Below are 17,174 nucleotides of genomic sequence, written 5' to 3'. Positions count from 1 at the left end.
GGCGTGGCCCAGGTGAAACGAATTCGCCGTGCGGTCAACGGCGTTCTGGTGCTCGACAAGCCTCGTGGCATGAGCTCCAACCAGGTCCTGCAGAAGGTCCGCTGGTTGCTCAACGCAGAGAAGGCTGGCCACACCGGCAGTCTCGATCCGCTGGCTACCGGGGTGCTGCCGTTGTGTTTCGGTGAAGCTACCAAGTTCTCCCAGTACCTGCTCGACGCCGACAAGGCGTACGAGACCGTGGCTCATCTGGGTGTCACGACTACCACCGGCGATGCCGAGGGCGAGGTGGTCGAGCAGCGTGATGTGACCGTCGGTCGGGAAGCGATCGAAGCCGTGCTGCCGCGCTTCCGTGGCGACATAGAGCAGGTGCCGCCAATGTATTCGGCACTGAAGAAGGATGGCCAGCCTTTGTACAAGCTGGCTCGTGCAGGAGAGGTAGTGGAGCGCGAGGCGCGTTCTGTTACTATTGCGCGCTTGGATTTGCTCGCCTTCGAGTCGCCCTGCGCGACACTGGCCGTTTCCTGCAGTAAGGGCACCTACGTTCGCACCTTGGTCGAAGACATCGGTCGCGAACTTGGATGCGGTGGCCATGTTGCCGCGCTGCGCCGGACACAGGCCGGCCCCTTCCAGTTGAGCCAGTCGGTGACGCTGGAGGAACTCGAGAAAGTTCACGCCGAGGGTGGCAATGAAGCCCTCGACCGCTTCCTGTTGCCAGTGGACGCTGGCCTGGAGCATTGGCCGCTGCTGCAGTTGTCTGAGCACAGTGCCTATTACTGGCTGCATGGTCAGCCGGTGCGCGCTCCCGAGCTGCCGAAATTCGGCATGCTGCGGGTGCAGGATCACGAAGGTCGTTTCATCGGTATCGGTGAAGTGACCGACGACGGGCGCCTGGCGCCGCGTCGACTGATTCGGTCTTAAGGCCGAAACCGAGGGTGGCTGTCAGCAGGCACGGTCACTCCTCTTATTATGAACACAGGGAGAAGTCCCTGGCCTGTTACCTCAGAGGAAGCCCCATCATGGCACTGAGCGTCCAAGAAAAAGCCCAGATCGTTAACGAGTACAAGCAAGCTGAAGGCGACACCGGTTCCCCGGAAGTGCAGGTTGCACTGCTGTCCGCCAACATCAACAAGCTGCAGGACCACTTCAAGGCCAACGGCAAAGACCACCACTCCCGTCGTGGCCTGATCCGTATGGTTAACCAGCGTCGTAAGCTGCTGGACTACCTGAAGAGCAAGGACACCTCTCGTTACAGCGCCCTGATCGGTCGCCTGGGCCTGCGTCGCTAAGACGGCAAGCCTGAAGTGGGAAGCTGGGAGTCCGGAGTCGATGAGCGGTGCATACCGCTCGTCGGCTCTGGCTCCCGGCTTTCTCGCTTCTACAGGGAATGAATTCGGGTCCGACTCCCGACATTTCCACGATTTCCCCCAAGGCAACTAAAGAGAAGGTAGATAAACCGTGAACCCGGTAATCAAGAAATTCCAGTTCGGTCAGTCGACCGTAACCCTCGAGACTGGCCGCATTGCCCGCCAAGCCACCGGTGCCGTTCTGGTCACCATGGACGACGTCACCGTGCTCTGCACTGTCGTCGGCGCCAAGCAGGCTGACCCGAGCAAGAGCTTCTTCCCGCTCTCCGTGCATTATCAGGAGAAGACCTACGCAGCCGGCCGCATCCCCGGTGGCTTCTTCAAGCGTGAAGGTCGTCCTTCCGAGAAGGAAACCCTGACTTCGCGCCTGATCGACCGCCCGATCCGCCCGCTGTTCCCGGAGGGCTTCATGAACGAAGTGCAGGTAGTCTGCACCGTCGTTTCCACCAACAAAAAGTCCGATCCGGACATCGCCGCGATGATCGGCACCTCCGCCGCCCTGGCGATTTCCGGCATTCCGTTCGCCGGCCCGATCGGTGCTGCCCGTGTGGGTTTCCACCCGGAAATCGGTTACATCCTCAACCCGACCTACGAGCAGCTGCAAAGCTCCAGCCTCGACATGGTCGTAGCCGGTACTTCTGACGCTGTGCTGATGGTTGAATCCGAAGCCGACGAGCTGACTGAAGACCAGATGCTGGGCGCTGTGCTGTATGCCCACGAAGAGTTCCAGGCCGTTATCCGCGCCGTGAGCGAACTGGCCGCCGAAGCTGGCAAGCCGACTTGGGAATGGACCGCTCCGGCCGAAAACACCGCACTGGTCAATGCCATCAAGGCCGAACTGGGCGAGGCCATCTCTCAGGCCTACACCATCACCATCAAGCAGGATCGCTACAACCGTCTGGGCGAACTGCGCGACCAGGCCATTGCCCTGTTCGCTGGTGAAGAAGAAGGCAAGTTCTCCGCTGGCGAAGTCAAAGATGTCTTCGGCCTGCTGGAATACCGAACCGTTCGCGAGAATATCGTCAACGGCAAGCCGCGTATCGATGGCCGCGACACCCGTACTGTCCGCCCGTTGAAGATCGAAGTCGGCGTACTGGGCAAGACGCACGGTTCCTCGCTGTTCACTCGTGGTGAAACCCAGGCTCTGGTCGTTGCCACCCTCGGCACCGCTCGTGACGCTCAACTGCTGGACACCCTGGAAGGCGAGCGCAAGGACGCCTTCATGCTGCACTACAACTTCCCGCCCTTCTCGGTAGGCGAGTGCGGCCGCATGGGTAGCCCGGGCCGTCGTGAAATCGGCCACGGCCGTCTGGCCCGTCGTGGCGTTGCCGCCATGCTGCCGTCGCAGGAAGAGTTCCCCTACACCATCCGCGTCGTTTCCGAGATCACCGAATCCAACGGCTCCAGCTCGATGGCTTCCGTGTGCGGCGCCTCCCTGGCTCTGATGGACGCCGGTGTGCCGGTTCGCGCTCCGGTCGCGGGCATCGCGATGGGTCTGGTGAAGGAAGGTGACAAGTTCGCCGTCCTGACCGACATCCTGGGTGACGAAGATCACCTGGGCGACATGGACTTCAAGGTCGCCGGTACCGACAAGGGCGTTACCGCCCTGCAGATGGACATCAAGATCAACGGCATCACCGAAGAGATCATGGAGATCGCCCTGGAGCAGGCTCTGGAAGCTCGCCTGAACATCCTCGGCCAGATGAACCAGGTCATTGCCAAGCCGCGCGCCGAGCTGTCGGAAAACGCGCCGACCATGATCCAGATGAAGATCGACACCGACAAGATCCGCGACGTCATCGGCAAGGGCGGCGCCACCATTCGCAGCATCTGCGAAGAGACCAAGGCCTCGATCGACATCGAGGATGATGGCAGCGTGAAGATCTACGGCGAAACCAAGGAAGCCGCCGAGGCCGCCAAGCAGCGTGTCCTGGGCATCACCGCGGAAGCCGAGATTGGCAAGATCTACGTCGGCAAGGTCGAGCGCATCGTTGACTTCGGTGCCTTCGTCAACATCCTGCCGGGCAAGGATGGTCTGGTGCACATCTCGCAGATCAGCGACAAGCGCATCGACAAGGTCACCGACGTTCTGCAGGAAGGCCAGGAAGTCAAAGTTCTGGTGCTGGATGTGGACAACCGTGGCCGCATCAAGCTGTCCATCAAGGACGTTGCCGCTGCTGAAGCCTCCGGCGTTTAAGCAACAGCAGAAAAGAGAGAGGGCCCCTTGCGGGCCCTCTTTTTTTGCCTTGAGAATGCCGCATTCGCCGATCTCGCCTCATGGATGCCACACGAGATGGACAAGCGTTTTTGCCACTATCACAGCGCCCGGCCCGCTACCTGGCAGTGCTTGCCCTGCGAGCGCCATTATGGGGATTGTTGCGTCCCGCTGAATGCCGATGCTCCGGACTACATTCCAGCCTGTCCTCTTTGCCGGGATAACCTGCGCTTTCTCGGCGCCGCCAACACCGCTCAACCGTTCTGGGAGCGCTTACCCAGTTTCTTCGCCTATGCCCTGCAGAGCGGCCCACTATCCTTTGCCGCGTTGCTGGCACTGGCCTGCGTTTTCATGCCCAGCGTGCTCGTGCTCTGGCTGCTGTTGTTCGCGGTCGCCACCAAATACCTGCATGGTGTGATCGAGGCGGCCAGTTTCGGCGGCCATGATGCCCCGAGTCTGATAGAAGCCTTTCGCCTGGACAGCCTGCAGGCGTTCTTCCAGCAGCTCGCGGTATTCATCATCGCGCTGGTTCTGCTCTGGCTGGCTGCGGACTTCCATAACGAAGCGATCTACTGGGCCGTCAACATCGCGATCATGCTGGCGCTGCCGGCGAGCATTATCCGTCTGTCGCTGGACAAGAGCCTCGGCTCCGCACTGAGCCCCGCGGAGATCGGGCAGGTCATGCGCGCGATGGGATGGCGCTACCTGATCCTCTGTGTATTCCTGTTCATCCTCTGGCAATCGCCGACCTACGTTGGCTGGTTCCTCTCCAATGGTCTGCCGCGAGTGGTGATGGTGCCGGTGGTAGCGTTCCTGAGCGGTTATTTCGGCGTGGTCATGTGCGCCATGATGGGATACGCAGTATTCCAGTATCAGGGCGAACTCGGTTATGTGATGGCCGGGGACGAGGGGCCGGCAGGGTTCGCCGCTCCCGAATGGCGCCGGCGCAAGGCGCTCGCCGAGGCGGAGGTCCGGGTCAAGGAAGGGCAGAGCGGCGTAGCGCTGGAGATTCTCCTGGAGGCGCTGCGCGAAGGCGCGCAGGATCTCAAGCTGAATGAGCGCTATCACCAATTGCTGTTCTCCGTGAACGCTCGAAGCGAATGCCTCAAGCACCTTCCGCATTACCTGCCCCTGGCTGCGCGACTGAACCCCCAATTGGCCGTCGCTGCGTTTCTCAATGCACGCCAATTGCAGGCGGATTACCTGCCGGACGACCCGGCTGTATGCGAGCGCATCGCCGAAACTCTCCTGGAGCGCCACAAGGCGCGGGAAGCCCTTGGCCTGCTGCGGAACCTGCACAAGCGCTTCCCCGACTATCCCGGTATCCCCCGGGCTTACCTGTTGGCGGCCAGGGGCTTCTCAGAGGAACTCGGGCAGGTCGAGCCAGCGAGGCAACTGCTGATGTTCATCCGCCAGCGATACCCGGCTTTCGAGCAGATGGGCGAGGTGGTGCAACTGGAAGCGGTGTTGGCCAGGCTCGGCAAAGGCGGCTGATCCAGCTCTTGCAAATTGCACGGTGCATAATGCCTGGCTGTGCAATCTGCATGTTCAGCGTTGTCCTGAAATTTTTATAACTCATTGTTTTTAATATGTTTTATTGAAATTAAAAAACTGGCACAGGGCTTGCGATATTCCTGATGAAACTGCCGCCAGGAACCGGTAGCAGCTTTCCAACAATTCAGGAGAAACCGTCATGAAACATCGCTTCAGCAAACTGGCCCTTGCCGCTGCCACCGCAACCGCCCTGAGCTTCTCGTTCGCCAATTCGGTGTTCGCCCAGCCGACGACGCTGGCTGCGAACGATACGGTCCAGAAGACCGAAGAGGCGGTTTCCGACACCTGGATCACCAGCAAGGTGAAGTCCATGCTGATCGCCAACAAGGACATCAGCGGCACCAATATCAAGGTCGAGACCAACAAGGGTGTGGTTTCGCTCTCCGGTGATGTGAAGACCGACGCCGAGCGCGAGTTGGCGATCAAGACCGCCGAAGGTATCAAGGGCGTGAAGGCTGTTTCCGCGGACGGTCTGAAGTCCGTCGAGTAAGTCTGGTGCGCCCAGGAGGATCGTTATGAATTCCGATGTTATCAGCGGCAAGTGGAAGCAACTGTCCGGCACTCTCAAGGAGAAGTGGGGGAAGCTGACTGACGACGACCTGCAGGCGGCGGACGGACATGCCGAGTATCTGGTCGGCAAGCTCCAGGAGCGCTATGGATGGACTCGTGAGCGTGCCGAGGAAGAAGTCCGGGAGTTCAGCCGCCGGCTGTAGCTGCTGTCACTGGGACGCTCAAGGCCCCGCCGGGCATGACTCGGCGGGGCCTCGTTGTTCATGGCGCCAGATGCTGCTGATAAACGGTGATCTGGCGTGTCGGCTCGGCGCCGGGGAAGTGTCGGTTGAGGAAGCGCGACATCTCGGCGACTGCGTGGTTTTCGCGGCGGGCTCCCAGGCGTTTGGCGAGCTGGAGAGTGAGTTGCGGCAATTGCTCGGGGAGTTGACCTGACTCTGCCAGCCTACGCCAGCAACCGAGGGCGCGCGCAGAGTCGTCCAGGGACAACAGTTTGCGGAGCAGGTGCAGCTGGATGGCCGGATGACACAATAGTCGCTGGCCGAGTGCGGCGCTTTCGTCGGCCAGCCGGCTGACCAGGCTATCGGCCTCCTGGCTGCGTGGCAGGGCGAAGAGCTGCTTGAGCACTGCGCTCATCAAGGTGCGGTCCTGGCGTGCGGTGGCCACGTTGTACAGGCATTCGATCAGCGCCAGGCGGCCCGGGTAGAGGGTAAGCAACTCGCAGCCGCGTGTCGCCGCCTGATCCAGCGCAAAGCGGCCAATCTGGTCGTTCAGGCCGTCCAGGGCGCGCTTGAACGCAGCGTCCGGGTCTTCCTTGTCGAGATATGCCCGGTCGACACGCAGGCGGCCGAAATGGCGTGGCATCCAGACAGCGACGAACCCCGATACCAGGCCGCCGATGTGGGCGTAGTAATTCACATGATCCGCGGCGCGGATCAGGCCGAAAAGCTCCTTGCCAAGCCACAGTGGCAATATCCATAACGCCGGGGCGCTGAAGTAGCCCAGTAACGGCCCCAGCCAGTAGAAGAAGCGGATACGACGCAGGCCATAGACGCCGATATACATCCCCATCAGCCCGGAAATGGCGCCGGACGCGCCGACGCCTGGCACCCAGGCCGGGTCCAGCAGCCACCAGAGCAGTCCCGAGCACAGACCGGACAGCAGGTACAGGCCAAGATACATCCAGCGTCCCAGGGCGATCTCCAGGGCGAAGCCGAAGACAAACAAGAACACCATGTTGCCGGCCAGGTGCCAGAAACTGCCGTGGAGGAACATCGAGCCGACCAGGCCCTCGACGGTGAAGCGCGCGGGCACGAAGCCGAAGCGCAGGCTGCTCAGTCGGTCACGTGCGCTCTCAGCCTTGGCGCGTGCTTCCTGCCAGGCTGCGTCCTGCTGGTAGGCCGGCAGGCTGCGCAGTTCATGGCCGAACTCGAGATCGCTGAGGATCGCCCATGCCAGTTGTGGGCGCGGCAGGCTCTCCACCGCCTCGCGCTGCCCTTGTTCGATACGTTCGCGGCTTTGCAGGGAGGCGCTGAACAGTGGGCGTTCGCGGCTCAGCAGGCTCTGAGCGAGATAGACATCCACCGCGTGCTCGCGGCGCTGGGTGTCTCCGCCCTGGTAGCCGAAGTAGATGAGGACATTAAGCACGATCAGCAGGAGCGTGACGACTGGAGGCTTTTTCCAGTCCAGCGGGTGTTCGGCGGGTACGATGATCATGAGCAACCGGTCCTTGGCGCGGAGATGCCGCAGACTAGCAGCGGCAGGGGAGGGATGTCAGTTGCTGCGTTTGCTCTGGATGGTGGTGAGGCGATTGCCTTCGAAACGGACGAAATAGAGCATGCCGTTCCACGGCCCGTAGATCCATTCCTCGACAGCCACCTCGCTGCGCTGTCCCCAGTCGCCGACCACCTGTCTGTAGCCGAGGAACGAACGATCAACCGGCTCGCCACAGCGGTCGAGCACTTCGCTGGTGAGATTGCCGGTGCTGATCAACTTGCTGTTGCAGCGCAGGCTTGCCGCTTCGGCCTGTCCGGCCAGCGGGATCAGCAGCGCCACCGTGACGAATGATCGGATACTCAATTGCGCTTGAACTCGATGCTTTTCAGCCGGTTGGCCTCGAAAGTGAGGATGTAGATAGTGCCGTTGCGCGGTCCGTAGACCCATTCCTCGACACGGTACTCGCGATGATCGTAATCGCTCAGGGTATAGCCGACCTCGTCACGATGTTCGGGTGGCCCGCATTTCTGCTCGACCTCCCACGCCCGGTCGCCGGCGCTTATCAGCGCGCTGCCGCAGCGCATGCTCTCTGCCTGCGCCACGGAGGCACAGAGCAGCAGCGCGCCGGTAATCACGGCTTTCATGGCTCGGCACATCATTCGCTGTCCAGGTGCAGTTGAGTCGCTACCTTGCCACCCTCCTCCGCTTCACCCAGGTTGACGTCGATCAGATAGACACGGTCGTCGCCCAGTCCGCCCTTGGATACCAGATAGTCCTTGATCTGGGTGGCCCGCTGCTGCCCGAGTTTGCGCAGCAGTAGCTGGCTGTCTTTCCAGGAGTCAAGCACTGCCTGGTGCAGCTTCTCGGTGCGCTCGTCCTTGCTCAGCTCTTTCCACTCATCCGGCGGCTGCTTCTTCAGACGGCTCCGATAGATTCCCTCCAGCAATGCCGGTTGCAGATTCTCCGGCACTTCGAGCTTGCTCGCATCGCTCGGTACCTTGTCGCCCCGGCGTTGCAGCATGCTGTAGTAGTTCTTGCGGAATTCCTCCTGCAGGCGCCTTTCAGCCAGCAGTGGGCCATCGCTGCTGGCGGCACTGACACCTTCGACTTCCAGCTTCAGTGCTGGCCGTTGCTTGAGGGCGTCGGCCAGCTTGTCCAGGTTGCCCTGGGCGGCGGAGTCCAGCTCGCTGGAACCGGGAGCGAACATCACGTTGCTCAGGTCCGGGCCTTCGCCTCCGGCGAGCCCTGCGATGAACTTGAAGGGCGCCTGAACCGCACGTACCACCAGGTTGCGCAGCGTTTGCCAGACGATCGGCATCACGCTGAACTGCGGGTTGTTCAGGTCGCCTTCGACCGGCAACTGGATGTCGATGTTGCCGTTGGCGTCCTTGAGCAGGGCGACCGCCAGCTTGACTGGCAGGTCGACGGCATCTGGGCTGTCGACCTTTTCGCCCAGTTGCAGGTGCTCCACCAGCACCTTGTTGTCGGCTTTCAACTTACCTTGGGTAATCTGGTAGTGCAGGTCCAGATTTAGCCGCCCTTTGCGGATGCGATAGCCGGCGAACTTGCCCGAGTAGGGGGTCAGGGTAGTCAGTTCGACGCGCTTGAAGCTGGTGGCGATGTCCAGCTTTTCCAGCGGCGAGAAGGGATTCAGGCTGCCCTTGATGGTGACCGGGGCGTATTTGTCGACCTTGCCTTTGATATCCACGGTGGCGGGCACAGGATTTCGGTTGTCGAGGGTGCCGATTTCCCCGCTCAACTGCTGGATGGCAGTCGCGAAGTCCGGGCGCAGGGTCAGGTCGGCGAAGTTCGCCGAGCCGTTGTTCACCTTCACGCCTCCGATATGGATACCCATCGGCTTGCCGCCGCCCGCGTTACTGCCACTGCTGGCCGACGAAGATGACGAGGCCGGCTGCGGGATGATCAGCTCGCTGACGTTGGTGGAGCGGTCCTCGTTGATGATGAAGCGCGCATACGGCTCTTCCAGCGAAACGCTCTGGATCGACAGGCTGTCGCCGTGGCGGTAGGCAAGGCCGTTCAGCGTGAGCTTGGTCCATTTGACGAAGTCGCGATTCTTCAGCGTGTCGAGAGTATGCAGTTGGGTCACTTGAGCACTGCCGTCGATGCCGAAGGCCAGTGGCTCGGTGTTCTTCAGGTCGACATTGAGATCGCTGGCGAGTAAGCCGCTGCGCAGTTCCAGGCGAATGAAGGGGTCGATATAGGACTGTGCGACGCGCAGGTCGATGTCGCGGGTGGCGACCTTCAGCTTGGCATTGATCGGCTGGAGATTGACCTGACCGCTGGCTTCGATCTGTCCGCGCTGCCCCAGGCCGGTCTTGAGCTTGAGCAGCAGGGGTGAGGTGCGCAGGCTATCGACGTTCTGCAGATCGAGGTCCAGCGGGCCAATTTCCAGCGCGACCGGCTTTGCTGGGGCGCGGTCCGCCAAGTGCGCCTTGTAGCCACGCAGTTGGGTATCGCGCAAGACCACGTGCCAGGCTTTTTCCGGCTCGGCCGGGGCGCTGGTTGCAGGAGCCGGCTCCTTGGCCGGAGTTTCACCGGCACCGGACTCCCGGTTCTTGGTGGCCGGCGCTTGTGCCCCTGTCTCTGCAGGCTCTGCGTTGGCAGGCGCCGGGGCAGCCTTGTCTGGCGAATTCTGCGTTGCGGCAGGTGAGGGTGTCTCCGGCTCGGAGGCGGCCTGCCGTTCGGCGGGCTCGGAGGTTGGCTGCGCCTGAGAAGCCTGCTCCTGCGGTCGCTTGAAAGGTTTGAAGTTGGCGAACAGCTTCTGCCAGTCGAGCTGGCCGTCCTTCTCACGCGCGGCCCATGCCTCAAGACCCTGGCTGCGAATCTGGCCGACCACGACTTCACGCTCGGCCAGGTCGAGCGTGGTATCGGCGACGTCGAGGCTTGCGAGGTTGGCCAGGGGCTTGCCGTCAGGGGACTTCAGGCTGAGGTCGTACAGGTTCACGGCAGCCTTGTCGAGCAGCAGTTGGGTGCCTTTGGAGAGATCCAGGCGATAATCCGAGGATACGCTCAGGGTTCCGCTCTCCAGGCTCAGCGGTGCGTTGTCGCGCACATAGGGCCACCACGCCTTGAGGGGGACGCCCTGGAGAGAGAGGCTGCCACTGGATGTGAGCGGTATCAGGCTGAGGTCACCCTGCCAGTCGAGCTTGCCACCATGCGGGCCGGTGGCAACCAGCGTCATCTGCGCGCCATCGTCCGGCAGCGTGCTGAGGTTGTGCAGTTCGAAACCCATCGGGTCGAACAGGAATTCCACAGGCTCGCTCGGACGTCGATCGAGGAAGTGCAGGCTTCCTCCGGCCAGGCGAATGCGGTCGATTCTCAGCGGGAAGGGCTGGCTGGGCTCAGCCTGCGCGGGGGCCGGCTGGCTGGGCGGCAGCTTGAATAGCTGCGTCAGGTTCAGCGTGCCGTTCTCGGCGAACAGCAACTCGGTGTGAGGCGCATCCAGCTCGATGTCGGCTAAGTGCAGGTGGCGCTTCCACAGGCTGTCGATTTCCAGATTGGCATACAGACGCTTGAAACGTACCTGCTCCTCTCCATCCTGGCCCAGATGCAGGCCCCAGAGGGTCAGTTCGAGGCTGAACGGGTTCAGCTCGATGCGCTCCAGCCGCGCCGGGATGCTGGCGTACTGCGCCAACTGCTGGTTGGCGACGCGCAGAGCGATGCCGGGAAGAATCAGGAAGCCCAGCAGGCAGTAGAAGAGGAATAGCAGCAACAGCGCGCCGATTGCGCGTTTCAGTCCTTTGGGCATGGCGGGTGTCGTTTCCGTCGTGACGTGCCATTGGAGTATGGCACGGCTGGGCGATTACGAACGCACGAATGCCCTAACGGGCCTTGTACGGTCGGAGATCAGTCATTCAGTCGATGGGTGCGGGCGAACTCCACCAGATCGACCACGCTTTCCAGATTGAGTTTCTCCAGGATCCTGGTTTTGTACGTGCTGACGGTCTTCTGGCTGAGGAACAGCTCTTCGGCGATCTCCTTGTTGCTCATGCCGCGTACCAGGCTGCGCAGGACCACCAGTTCGCGCGGGGTGAGGGCGGCGACAGGGTCGTTATGGCTGGTGACGTGGAGGGATTTCTCCGGGAAGCAACGATATCCGGCGACCAGCATGCGGGCGGCATTGAGGATGGCGTTGGTGTCCTTGTTCTTGCTCACGAAGCCGTGGGCGCCGGCGGCCTCGACTTTGCCGGAGAACAGGCGCTCATCCTGGGAGCTGAGCACCAGCAGACGGATGTTCTCGTCGAAGATATGGATGCGAGCGAGGAGGTCCAGGCCGTCCATGCCTGGGAGGTTGAGGTCGAGAATCACCAGGTCGGGACACTCCTTGCGTACGGCGTCCAGCCCACCATGACCGTCGGCAGCCTCGCGAACCACTTCGAATTGCGAATCCTGTTCGAGCAATGAGCGGATCGCCAAACGCATCGCTGGGTGATCTTCGATCAGCACGACACGCTTACTCATATTTCACTCCCAAGTCTGGTCACAGTCGGCGCGTAGACGTTGAAGATAGCTCAGATGTTCTGTCGATTACGGAATAATCCTAGAACCGCAACTAGAACCTTGCTCAAAGTCAACAATCGTTTTTTCGTTGCGATACGCGGGACTAAAGACTTGTCCGTTCAGATGATTTCTGCATATTCAGGTCTGAGATCACCGGAGCGGAGGCAACCCCATACGCCGTCGGGCGCGGTGCAGCGAGCCGTTGCGCACCGCCCAGCGCAGTAGCGGCACACTGCGTTTCACGCTGGCGCGGACCAGTTGGCGCTGCAGGCTGCCCAGGCTCAGGCCGAGCTGGTCGGCGGCCCATTCCGGCAGCAGGTCGATGCCGGCGCGCATCATCAGCACGCCGAACGGCTTGGCCAGGAAACTGGGGGCGGGGGCGTTGAACAGCACTTGCACGACTTCCCGGGTGCGTTCGTCATACAACAGTTGCGGGCGCATGTTCTGCAGGTAGTCGGCGACCTGGCGGCGCGAACGCGGCACATTGCGCGCGCCAAGGCGCTCGGCGATCAGGGCGATTTCGTCGTAGTAGCGATCCTGCTCGGCGCCGGACAGATCCGGATTCAGGTAGCGCAGGTGGGAGGCGAGAAAACTGCTGACTTCGGCCACGTGGACCCAGGTCAGCAAGTCCGGATCATTGGCTGAGTAGTGTGTGCCGTCGGGTAACGTGCCGTGCACACCATCGTGGATGCGCCGCACACGCTCGATCAGCTTTTCGGCGTCCCCCCGCGAGCCATAGGTGGTTGCGGAGATGAACTGCCCTGTGCGGCGCAGGCGGCCGAGCATGTCGGCGCGGAAGTTGGAGTGGTCCCATACGCCGCCCAGTGCGGCCGGGTGGAGCATCTGCAGCAGAAGGGCGCTGATACCGCCGATCAGCATCGAACTGAAGTCGCCGTGAACTTTCCAGCACGTCGAGTCCGGGCCGAAAAGACCGGGATCACCCTTGGGAGACTCGAAGTCGACTCCGCCCAGGGCGAGGCCGGTCAGGCTGAGCACCTGGCTTTCGATATGACGGCGAACGGTTTCCATTGCGGCGAGCAGGCCTCGGGGCAGGGACGGCAGATCTGGATCCTAAACCTAGCATCTTTGTGCCCGAGGCCTGAAGCGCGCAATCAGCGATTGAGGCGATTGTCGATCAGCCCCTGCACGACGCTCGGATCGGCCAGGGTCGAGGTGTCGCCCAGGTTATCCAGCTCGTCGCAGGCGATCTTGCGCAGGATGCGGCGCATGATCTTGCCCGAACGGGTCTTCGGCAGGGCGGGCGCCCATTGCAGCATTTCCGGCTTGGCGAAGCTGCCGATTTCCTTGCTCACCAGGGCCAGCAGCTCCTGCTTGAGTGCATCGCTGGGTTCGACGCCGTTCATCGGCGTGACGAAGGCGTAGATGCCCTGGCCCTTGAGGTCGTGCGGGTAGCCGACTACGGCGGCTTCCGCCACCGCATCGTGCAGCACCAGCGCACTTTCCACTTCTGCGGTACCGATGCGGTGGCCGGATACGTTGATCACATCGTCCACGCGACCGGTGATCCAGTAGTAGCCGTCTTCGTCACGGCGCGCGCCGTCCCCGGTGAAGTAGTAGCCGGGATAGGGTTTGAAATAGGTGTCGATCATCCGCTGGTGATCACCGTAGACACTGCGAATCTGGCTCGGCCAACTGGCCTTGATCGCCAGCACGCCGGAGCCGGGGCCATCGATTTCCTTGCCGCGCTCGTCGAGCAGCACTGGCTGCACGCCGAAGAACGGGCGTGTCGCCGAACCCGGCTTGAGCGCCGTGGCGCCTGGCAGCGGGGTAATCAGGATGCTGCCGGTCTCGGTCTGCCACCAGGTATCGACGATCGGGCAACGTTGCTCGCCGACCACGTGGTAGTACCATTCCCAGGCTTCCGGGTTGATCGGCTCGCCCACCGAGCCGAGCAGGCGCAGGCTGGCGCGGGATGTCTTGCGCACCGGCTCCTCGCCCTCGCGCATCAGCGCGCGGATGGCGGTGGGGGCGGTATAGAAGATGTTCACCTGATGCTTGTCGATGACCTGCCAGAAGCGCGAGGCGTCGGGGTAGTTGGGTACGCCTTCGAACATCAGGGTGGTAGCGCCGTTGGCCAGCGGGCCATAGACGATGTAGCTGTGTCCGGTTACCCAGCCGACGTCGGCGGTGCACCAGTAGATGTCGCCGTCGCGGTAGTCGAACACGTACTTGTGGGTCATCGCCGCGCCCAGCAGGTAGCCGCCGGTGGTGTGCAGAACGCCCTTGGGTTTGCCTGTGGAACCGGAGGTGTAGAGGATGAACAGCGGGTCTTCGGCATCCATCGGCACCGGTGCGCAGTCTTCGCTGACGCCGCGCAGCGCCTCGTGGTACCAGAGGTCGCGCCCTTCGACCCACGGAATATCGCCCTGGGTCCGCTCGACCACCACCACGGTCGATACGTCCGGGCAGTCCTGCAGTGCCTTTTCCACGTTCTTCTTCAGAGGGATGTACTTGCCGCCACGCACGCCCTCGTCGGCGGTGATCACGGTGCGGCAGTCGGCATCGAGAATGCGGTCGCGCAGCGCGTCGGGGGAGAACCCGCCGAACACCACCGAGTGGATCGCGCCGATGCGCGCGCAGGCGAGCATGGCATAGGCCGCTTCCGGGATCATCGGCATGTAGATGCAGACGCGGTCGCCTTTCTCCACGCCTCGGCTCTTGAGCACGTTGGCCAGGCGGCAGACATGGCTGTGCAGCTTGCGGTAGGTAATGTTCGCGGATTCCGCGGGGCTGTCGCCCTCCCAGATGATCGCTACCTGCTCGCTACGGGTTTCCAGATGGCGGTCGATGCAGTTGTAGGTGACGTTCAGTTGGCCGCCCTTGAACCAGGTGGCCTGGCCGCGAGCCAGGTCGCCGTGGTGGACGGAGGACCAGGGTTTGAACCAGTCGAGGAAGGCAGTGGCCTGTTCGCCCCAGAACGCATCGGGGTTTTCCACCGATTGCTGGTAGAGACGCAGGTAGGCGTCGTTGTCCAGGTAGGAGCGCTGGCGCGTCGCTTCCGGCACCGGATGAAGGCTGATCTCGTACATGGCGGATCCTTGTTGTTGTGAGCCCAGATGCCCACAAGGGTGCATCCAAGCCCAGGCAGGTTCAAGGGTTGTCCCTGTTGTTTCGACGCGCCTCGGGCTTGCTTCGTTCAGATGGCTGGTATTCCAGTTGGGCAGCGACCAGCTCTGCCGTCGCCAAGCCATAGCGCTCGCCGATACTCTGTATCGCTTCGTCCAGCGCGTCACTTGCGCTGGTGGCGTCGCCGGGCATTGGAGTCGCCGAGGAGTCCTGCACATCGGGCAGGAAGGTCAGCCCGTGGCGGCTGATGACCGGCCCTGCGGCGCTGGCGCTGACTTCGGTACGGAAACTGCGCGCCCAGGCATCGGTCTTCAGGGCGAGGACTGCTTCGTCCAGGCCGGGTTGCAGGGGGACGTCGAGCGTTTCATGGCGCCAGAAGGCCGCGTAATTGCCGGCGATGGTCATGTAGTCGCGGGCGCCGAAGGCGAACTGCCTGCTGTCGTGCCGGGGAGACCAGTCGGCCAGCCCGATAGCGCTGCCCAGCTCTGCGGCCCTTCCGGCACCGGCAATAGCTTCGACCACGGCCAGCGTTGCGGGAATCGCGGCGCTGACGCCGGAGGTAGTCATCACCTTGCCGTCTACCACGTAGCGGCGATTCTCCACCCAGCGAGTCTCGGGAAAGTCTTCCCGGCGTTGCTGCAGCGAGTACCAGTGGCCGGTCGCGCGTCGCCCGCGCAGTTGCCCGGCCTGCCCCAGCGCCAGCACCCCGTCACAGATGCCGACCAGGGTGGCGCCGTGTTTCGCCTGGCTTCTGATGAAGGCGAGCAGGCGAGGATCGTCGCTCTCATGCACTGCGGGCACTATCAGGTAGTCCGCCCCCTGTGGATAAAGCCGCTGGAATTCCTCCACCGTGGCCTGTGCGCGGATCGTCAGCGCCGGCATCAGGTGCAGCGGCCCGGCCTCGGTAGATAGTGCGACCACCTCGGCGATGCCGGCCTGGCTGAGAAGACCGAAAGGCACCAGATAGTCCACCAGCTCGGTCATGCGATTTTCTCCGACCACCGCGATTACCGGCTTGTCCCGGTCGAAGCGTGCCTGATAGGGCGGCAGGTGGTCGTTATCGGCCCACACCGGGGAATGGATGATCAGCAGGGTCAGCAGCAGAGGAGTTCGCATGGTCGGTCTCCGAGGGTGGAAGACCATCTTGAGCCTTGCGCGCCTGTCGCAAATGACAACAATCGGTGAATACCTGCCAAAGCCATTCGAGTATCGACCATGACGACGCATCGAGTTCTGCTAGTGATTTTTGCGGACTTTCAGCTACTGGATGCCACCGGCCCGGCCGAGGTTTTCGCGGCGGTGGCGGAGCACCTGCCGCTGCGGGGGGATCATGTGGGGTATCGGTTGCAGGCGGTTTCCCCGGATGGCGGGTTGATGCGCTCGAGCACCGGGCTCGAGCTGATGACCGAGGCGTTGCCGGAGCCGCCGTCGGTTGCCGGCTGCACAGTGCTGGTCGCCGGTGGATACGGGGTGCAGAAGGCAATGTCGCAGGGCGCGTTGGCACGTTGGCTTGCGGCGGTGGAGCCCCATGCGCTGCGTTGCGGAGCTATCTGCACAGGAGCCTTTCTGCTGGCGCAGGCCGGCTTGCTGGAGGGGCGGCCGGTGGTGACACATTGGCGTTACGCCGCGTTGTTGCAGCGGATGTTCCCCGGGCTGCGTGTTTTGGAGGATGCCTTGTTCGTGCGTGACGGGCGCATTTACAGCTCCGCCGGCGTTACGGCGGGTATGGACCTGAGCCTGAGCCTGGTGGAGGAGGATCACGGCCGGGAAGTATCGTTGCAGGTTGCCAAGGGTCTGGTGATGTACTTGCGACGTCCCGGCGGGCAGCGTCAGTTCAGTGCGGAGCTGCTGATGCAGCAGGCGCCGGAGGACGGGCCGCTGGAGCGCCTGGTGCGCTGGTTGAGGGAGCATCTGCACGAGCCGCTGGATGTCGAAGATATGGCCGCGTGGCTGGCGATTTCTCCCCGCACGCTGCACCGGCATTGTCAGGGCGCGCTGGGGATCACGCCGGCGAAACTGCTGTTGCAACTGCGGCTGGATGCGGCCTGTCGGCTACTGGAGGGAGGCGGCTCTTCGCTCAAGCGGGTCGCGCTGCAGAGCGGGTTTGCCAGCGAGTACAACCTGCGGCGCGCCTTCGTCCAGGTGCTGGGCGTTACGCCCGGAGAATATCGGCAGCGCTTCTGTCGATGAGAGCGGGACGGTTGCGT

At 62.5% G+C, this 17,174-nt stretch carries 15 protein-coding genes; 7 read left to right on the top strand and 8 right to left on the bottom strand.

Going from position 1 to position 17,174, the window contains the following annotated elements; all coding sequences use genetic code 11:
* Positions 1 to 3 precede the first annotated feature (3 nt).
* From truB to OU419_RS24170, 6 genes are all read left to right on the top strand, one after another.
* Entirely contained in the window at positions 4 to 918 is a 915-nt protein-coding gene (gene truB, locus OU419_RS24195) for a tRNA pseudouridine(55) synthase TruB (RefSeq protein ID WP_254472557.1), read from the top strand.
* A gap of 98 nt (positions 919 to 1,016) precedes the next feature.
* Positions 1,017 to 1,286: a 30S ribosomal protein S15 gene (gene rpsO, locus OU419_RS24190; RefSeq protein ID WP_017518939.1), complete on the top strand. Its 270-nt coding sequence runs from the start codon at positions 1,017 to 1,019 to the stop codon at positions 1,284 to 1,286.
* A gap of 169 nt (positions 1,287 to 1,455) precedes the next feature.
* Positions 1,456 to 3,561, top strand: a complete 2,106-nt coding sequence (gene pnp / locus OU419_RS24185; RefSeq protein ID WP_254472558.1) for a polyribonucleotide nucleotidyltransferase — start codon at positions 1,456 to 1,458, stop codon at positions 3,559 to 3,561.
* A 96-nt stretch (positions 3,562 to 3,657) separates the two neighbouring features.
* Positions 3,658 to 5,073, top strand: a complete 1,416-nt coding sequence (locus tag OU419_RS24180) for a hypothetical protein (protein ID WP_254472559.1) — start codon at positions 3,658 to 3,660, stop codon at positions 5,071 to 5,073.
* 199 nt (positions 5,074 to 5,272) lie between these two features.
* Positions 5,273 to 5,623 carry a BON domain-containing protein gene (locus OU419_RS24175; protein ID WP_254472560.1) on the top strand — a complete coding sequence of 117 codons (351 nt, stop codon included), beginning with the start codon at positions 5,273 to 5,275 and terminating at the stop codon, positions 5,621 to 5,623.
* Between the two features lie 25 nt (positions 5,624 to 5,648).
* Positions 5,649 to 5,846 carry a CsbD family protein gene (locus OU419_RS24170; RefSeq protein WP_254472561.1) on the top strand — a complete coding sequence of 66 codons (198 nt, stop codon included), beginning with the start codon at positions 5,649 to 5,651 and terminating at the stop codon, positions 5,844 to 5,846.
* A gap of 58 nt (positions 5,847 to 5,904) precedes the next feature.
* Here the strand turns inward: OU419_RS24170 and OU419_RS24165 are convergent, their stop codons facing one another.
* From OU419_RS24165 to OU419_RS24130, 8 genes are all read right to left on the bottom strand, one after another.
* Positions 5,905 to 7,359 (bottom strand): rhomboid family intramembrane serine protease, encoded by a 1,455-nt coding sequence (locus OU419_RS24165; RefSeq protein WP_254472562.1) that lies wholly within the window; start codon positions 7,357 to 7,359, stop codon positions 5,905 to 5,907.
* 57 nt (positions 7,360 to 7,416) lie between these two features.
* A complete protein-coding gene (locus OU419_RS24160; protein WP_254472634.1) occupies positions 7,417 to 7,716 on the bottom strand; it encodes a DUF2845 domain-containing protein in 300 nt (99 codons plus the stop codon).
* Positions 7,717 to 7,718: 2 nt separating this feature from the next.
* Positions 7,719 to 8,015 carry a DUF2845 domain-containing protein gene (locus tag OU419_RS24155; RefSeq protein WP_254472636.1) on the bottom strand — a complete coding sequence of 99 codons (297 nt, stop codon included), beginning with the start codon at positions 8,013 to 8,015 and terminating at the stop codon, positions 7,719 to 7,721.
* Positions 8,015 to 11,128 (bottom strand): DUF748 domain-containing protein, encoded by a 3,114-nt coding sequence (locus OU419_RS24150; RefSeq protein WP_254472563.1) that lies wholly within the window; start codon positions 11,126 to 11,128, stop codon positions 8,015 to 8,017. The genes OU419_RS24155 and OU419_RS24150 overlap by 1 nt, the downstream gene beginning before the upstream one ends.
* A gap of 98 nt (positions 11,129 to 11,226) precedes the next feature.
* A complete protein-coding gene (locus tag OU419_RS24145; RefSeq protein WP_254472564.1) occupies positions 11,227 to 11,841 on the bottom strand; it encodes a response regulator transcription factor in 615 nt (204 codons plus the stop codon).
* A 189-nt stretch (positions 11,842 to 12,030) separates the two neighbouring features.
* The gene (locus tag OU419_RS24140; RefSeq protein ID WP_254472565.1) at positions 12,031 to 12,909 is read right to left on the bottom strand and encodes an oxygenase MpaB family protein; all 879 of its coding nucleotides are present in this window, start codon (positions 12,907 to 12,909) and stop codon (positions 12,031 to 12,033) included.
* A gap of 83 nt (positions 12,910 to 12,992) precedes the next feature.
* Complete coding sequence (gene acs, locus OU419_RS24135; RefSeq protein ID WP_254472566.1) at positions 12,993 to 14,930, bottom strand: acetate--CoA ligase; 1,938 nt, start codon at positions 14,928 to 14,930, stop codon at positions 12,993 to 12,995.
* Positions 14,931 to 14,991: 61 nt separating this feature from the next.
* Positions 14,992 to 16,083 carry a DJ-1/PfpI family protein gene (locus OU419_RS24130; RefSeq protein ID WP_254472567.1) on the bottom strand — a complete coding sequence of 364 codons (1,092 nt, stop codon included), beginning with the start codon at positions 16,081 to 16,083 and terminating at the stop codon, positions 14,992 to 14,994.
* A 99-nt stretch (positions 16,084 to 16,182) separates the two neighbouring features.
* On the opposite strand from OU419_RS24130, the gene OU419_RS24125 reads away from it, so the two are divergent.
* Positions 16,183 to 17,157 carry a GlxA family transcriptional regulator gene (locus tag OU419_RS24125; RefSeq protein WP_254472568.1) on the top strand — a complete coding sequence of 325 codons (975 nt, stop codon included), beginning with the start codon at positions 16,183 to 16,185 and terminating at the stop codon, positions 17,155 to 17,157.
* Positions 17,158 to 17,174 lie beyond the last annotated feature (17 nt).

The organism is Pseudomonas triclosanedens (assembly GCF_026686735.1).
In the GTDB taxonomy this organism is placed as follows: domain Bacteria; phylum Pseudomonadota; class Gammaproteobacteria; order Pseudomonadales; family Pseudomonadaceae; genus Pseudomonas; species Pseudomonas triclosanedens.
Note: the sequence above shows the minus strand (reverse complement) of the source record. Positions and strands in the feature narration are given on the sequence as shown.

Coding starts and splice junctions, on each gene's coding strand:
- OU419_RS24145 (WP_254472564.1), bottom strand. CDS start 11,841: ATGAGTAAGCGTGTCGTGCTGATCGAAGATCACCCAGCGATGCGTTTG.
- rpsO (WP_017518939.1), top strand. CDS start 1,017: ATGGCACTGAGCGTCCAAGAAAAAGCCCAGATCGTTAACGAGTACAAG.
- OU419_RS24155 (WP_254472636.1), bottom strand. CDS start 8,015: ATGTGCCGAGCCATGAAAGCCGTGATTACCGGCGCGCTGCTGCTCTGT.
- OU419_RS24170 (WP_254472561.1), top strand. CDS start 5,649: ATGAATTCCGATGTTATCAGCGGCAAGTGGAAGCAACTGTCCGGCACT.
- OU419_RS24180 (WP_254472559.1), top strand. CDS start 3,658: ATGGACAAGCGTTTTTGCCACTATCACAGCGCCCGGCCCGCTACCTGG.
- OU419_RS24140 (WP_254472565.1), bottom strand. CDS start 12,909: ATGGAAACCGTTCGCCGTCATATCGAAAGCCAGGTGCTCAGCCTGACC.
- acs (WP_254472566.1), bottom strand. CDS start 14,930: ATGTACGAGATCAGCCTTCATCCGGTGCCGGAAGCGACGCGCCAGCGC.
- OU419_RS24125 (WP_254472568.1), top strand. CDS start 16,183: ATGACGACGCATCGAGTTCTGCTAGTGATTTTTGCGGACTTTCAGCTA.
- OU419_RS24165 (WP_254472562.1), bottom strand. CDS start 7,359: ATGATCATCGTACCCGCCGAACACCCGCTGGACTGGAAAAAGCCTCCA.
- OU419_RS24150 (WP_254472563.1), bottom strand. CDS start 11,128: ATGCCCAAAGGACTGAAACGCGCAATCGGCGCGCTGTTGCTGCTATTC.
- OU419_RS24175 (WP_254472560.1), top strand. CDS start 5,273: ATGAAACATCGCTTCAGCAAACTGGCCCTTGCCGCTGCCACCGCAACC.
- OU419_RS24130 (WP_254472567.1), bottom strand. CDS start 16,083: ATGCGAACTCCTCTGCTGCTGACCCTGCTGATCATCCATTCCCCGGTG.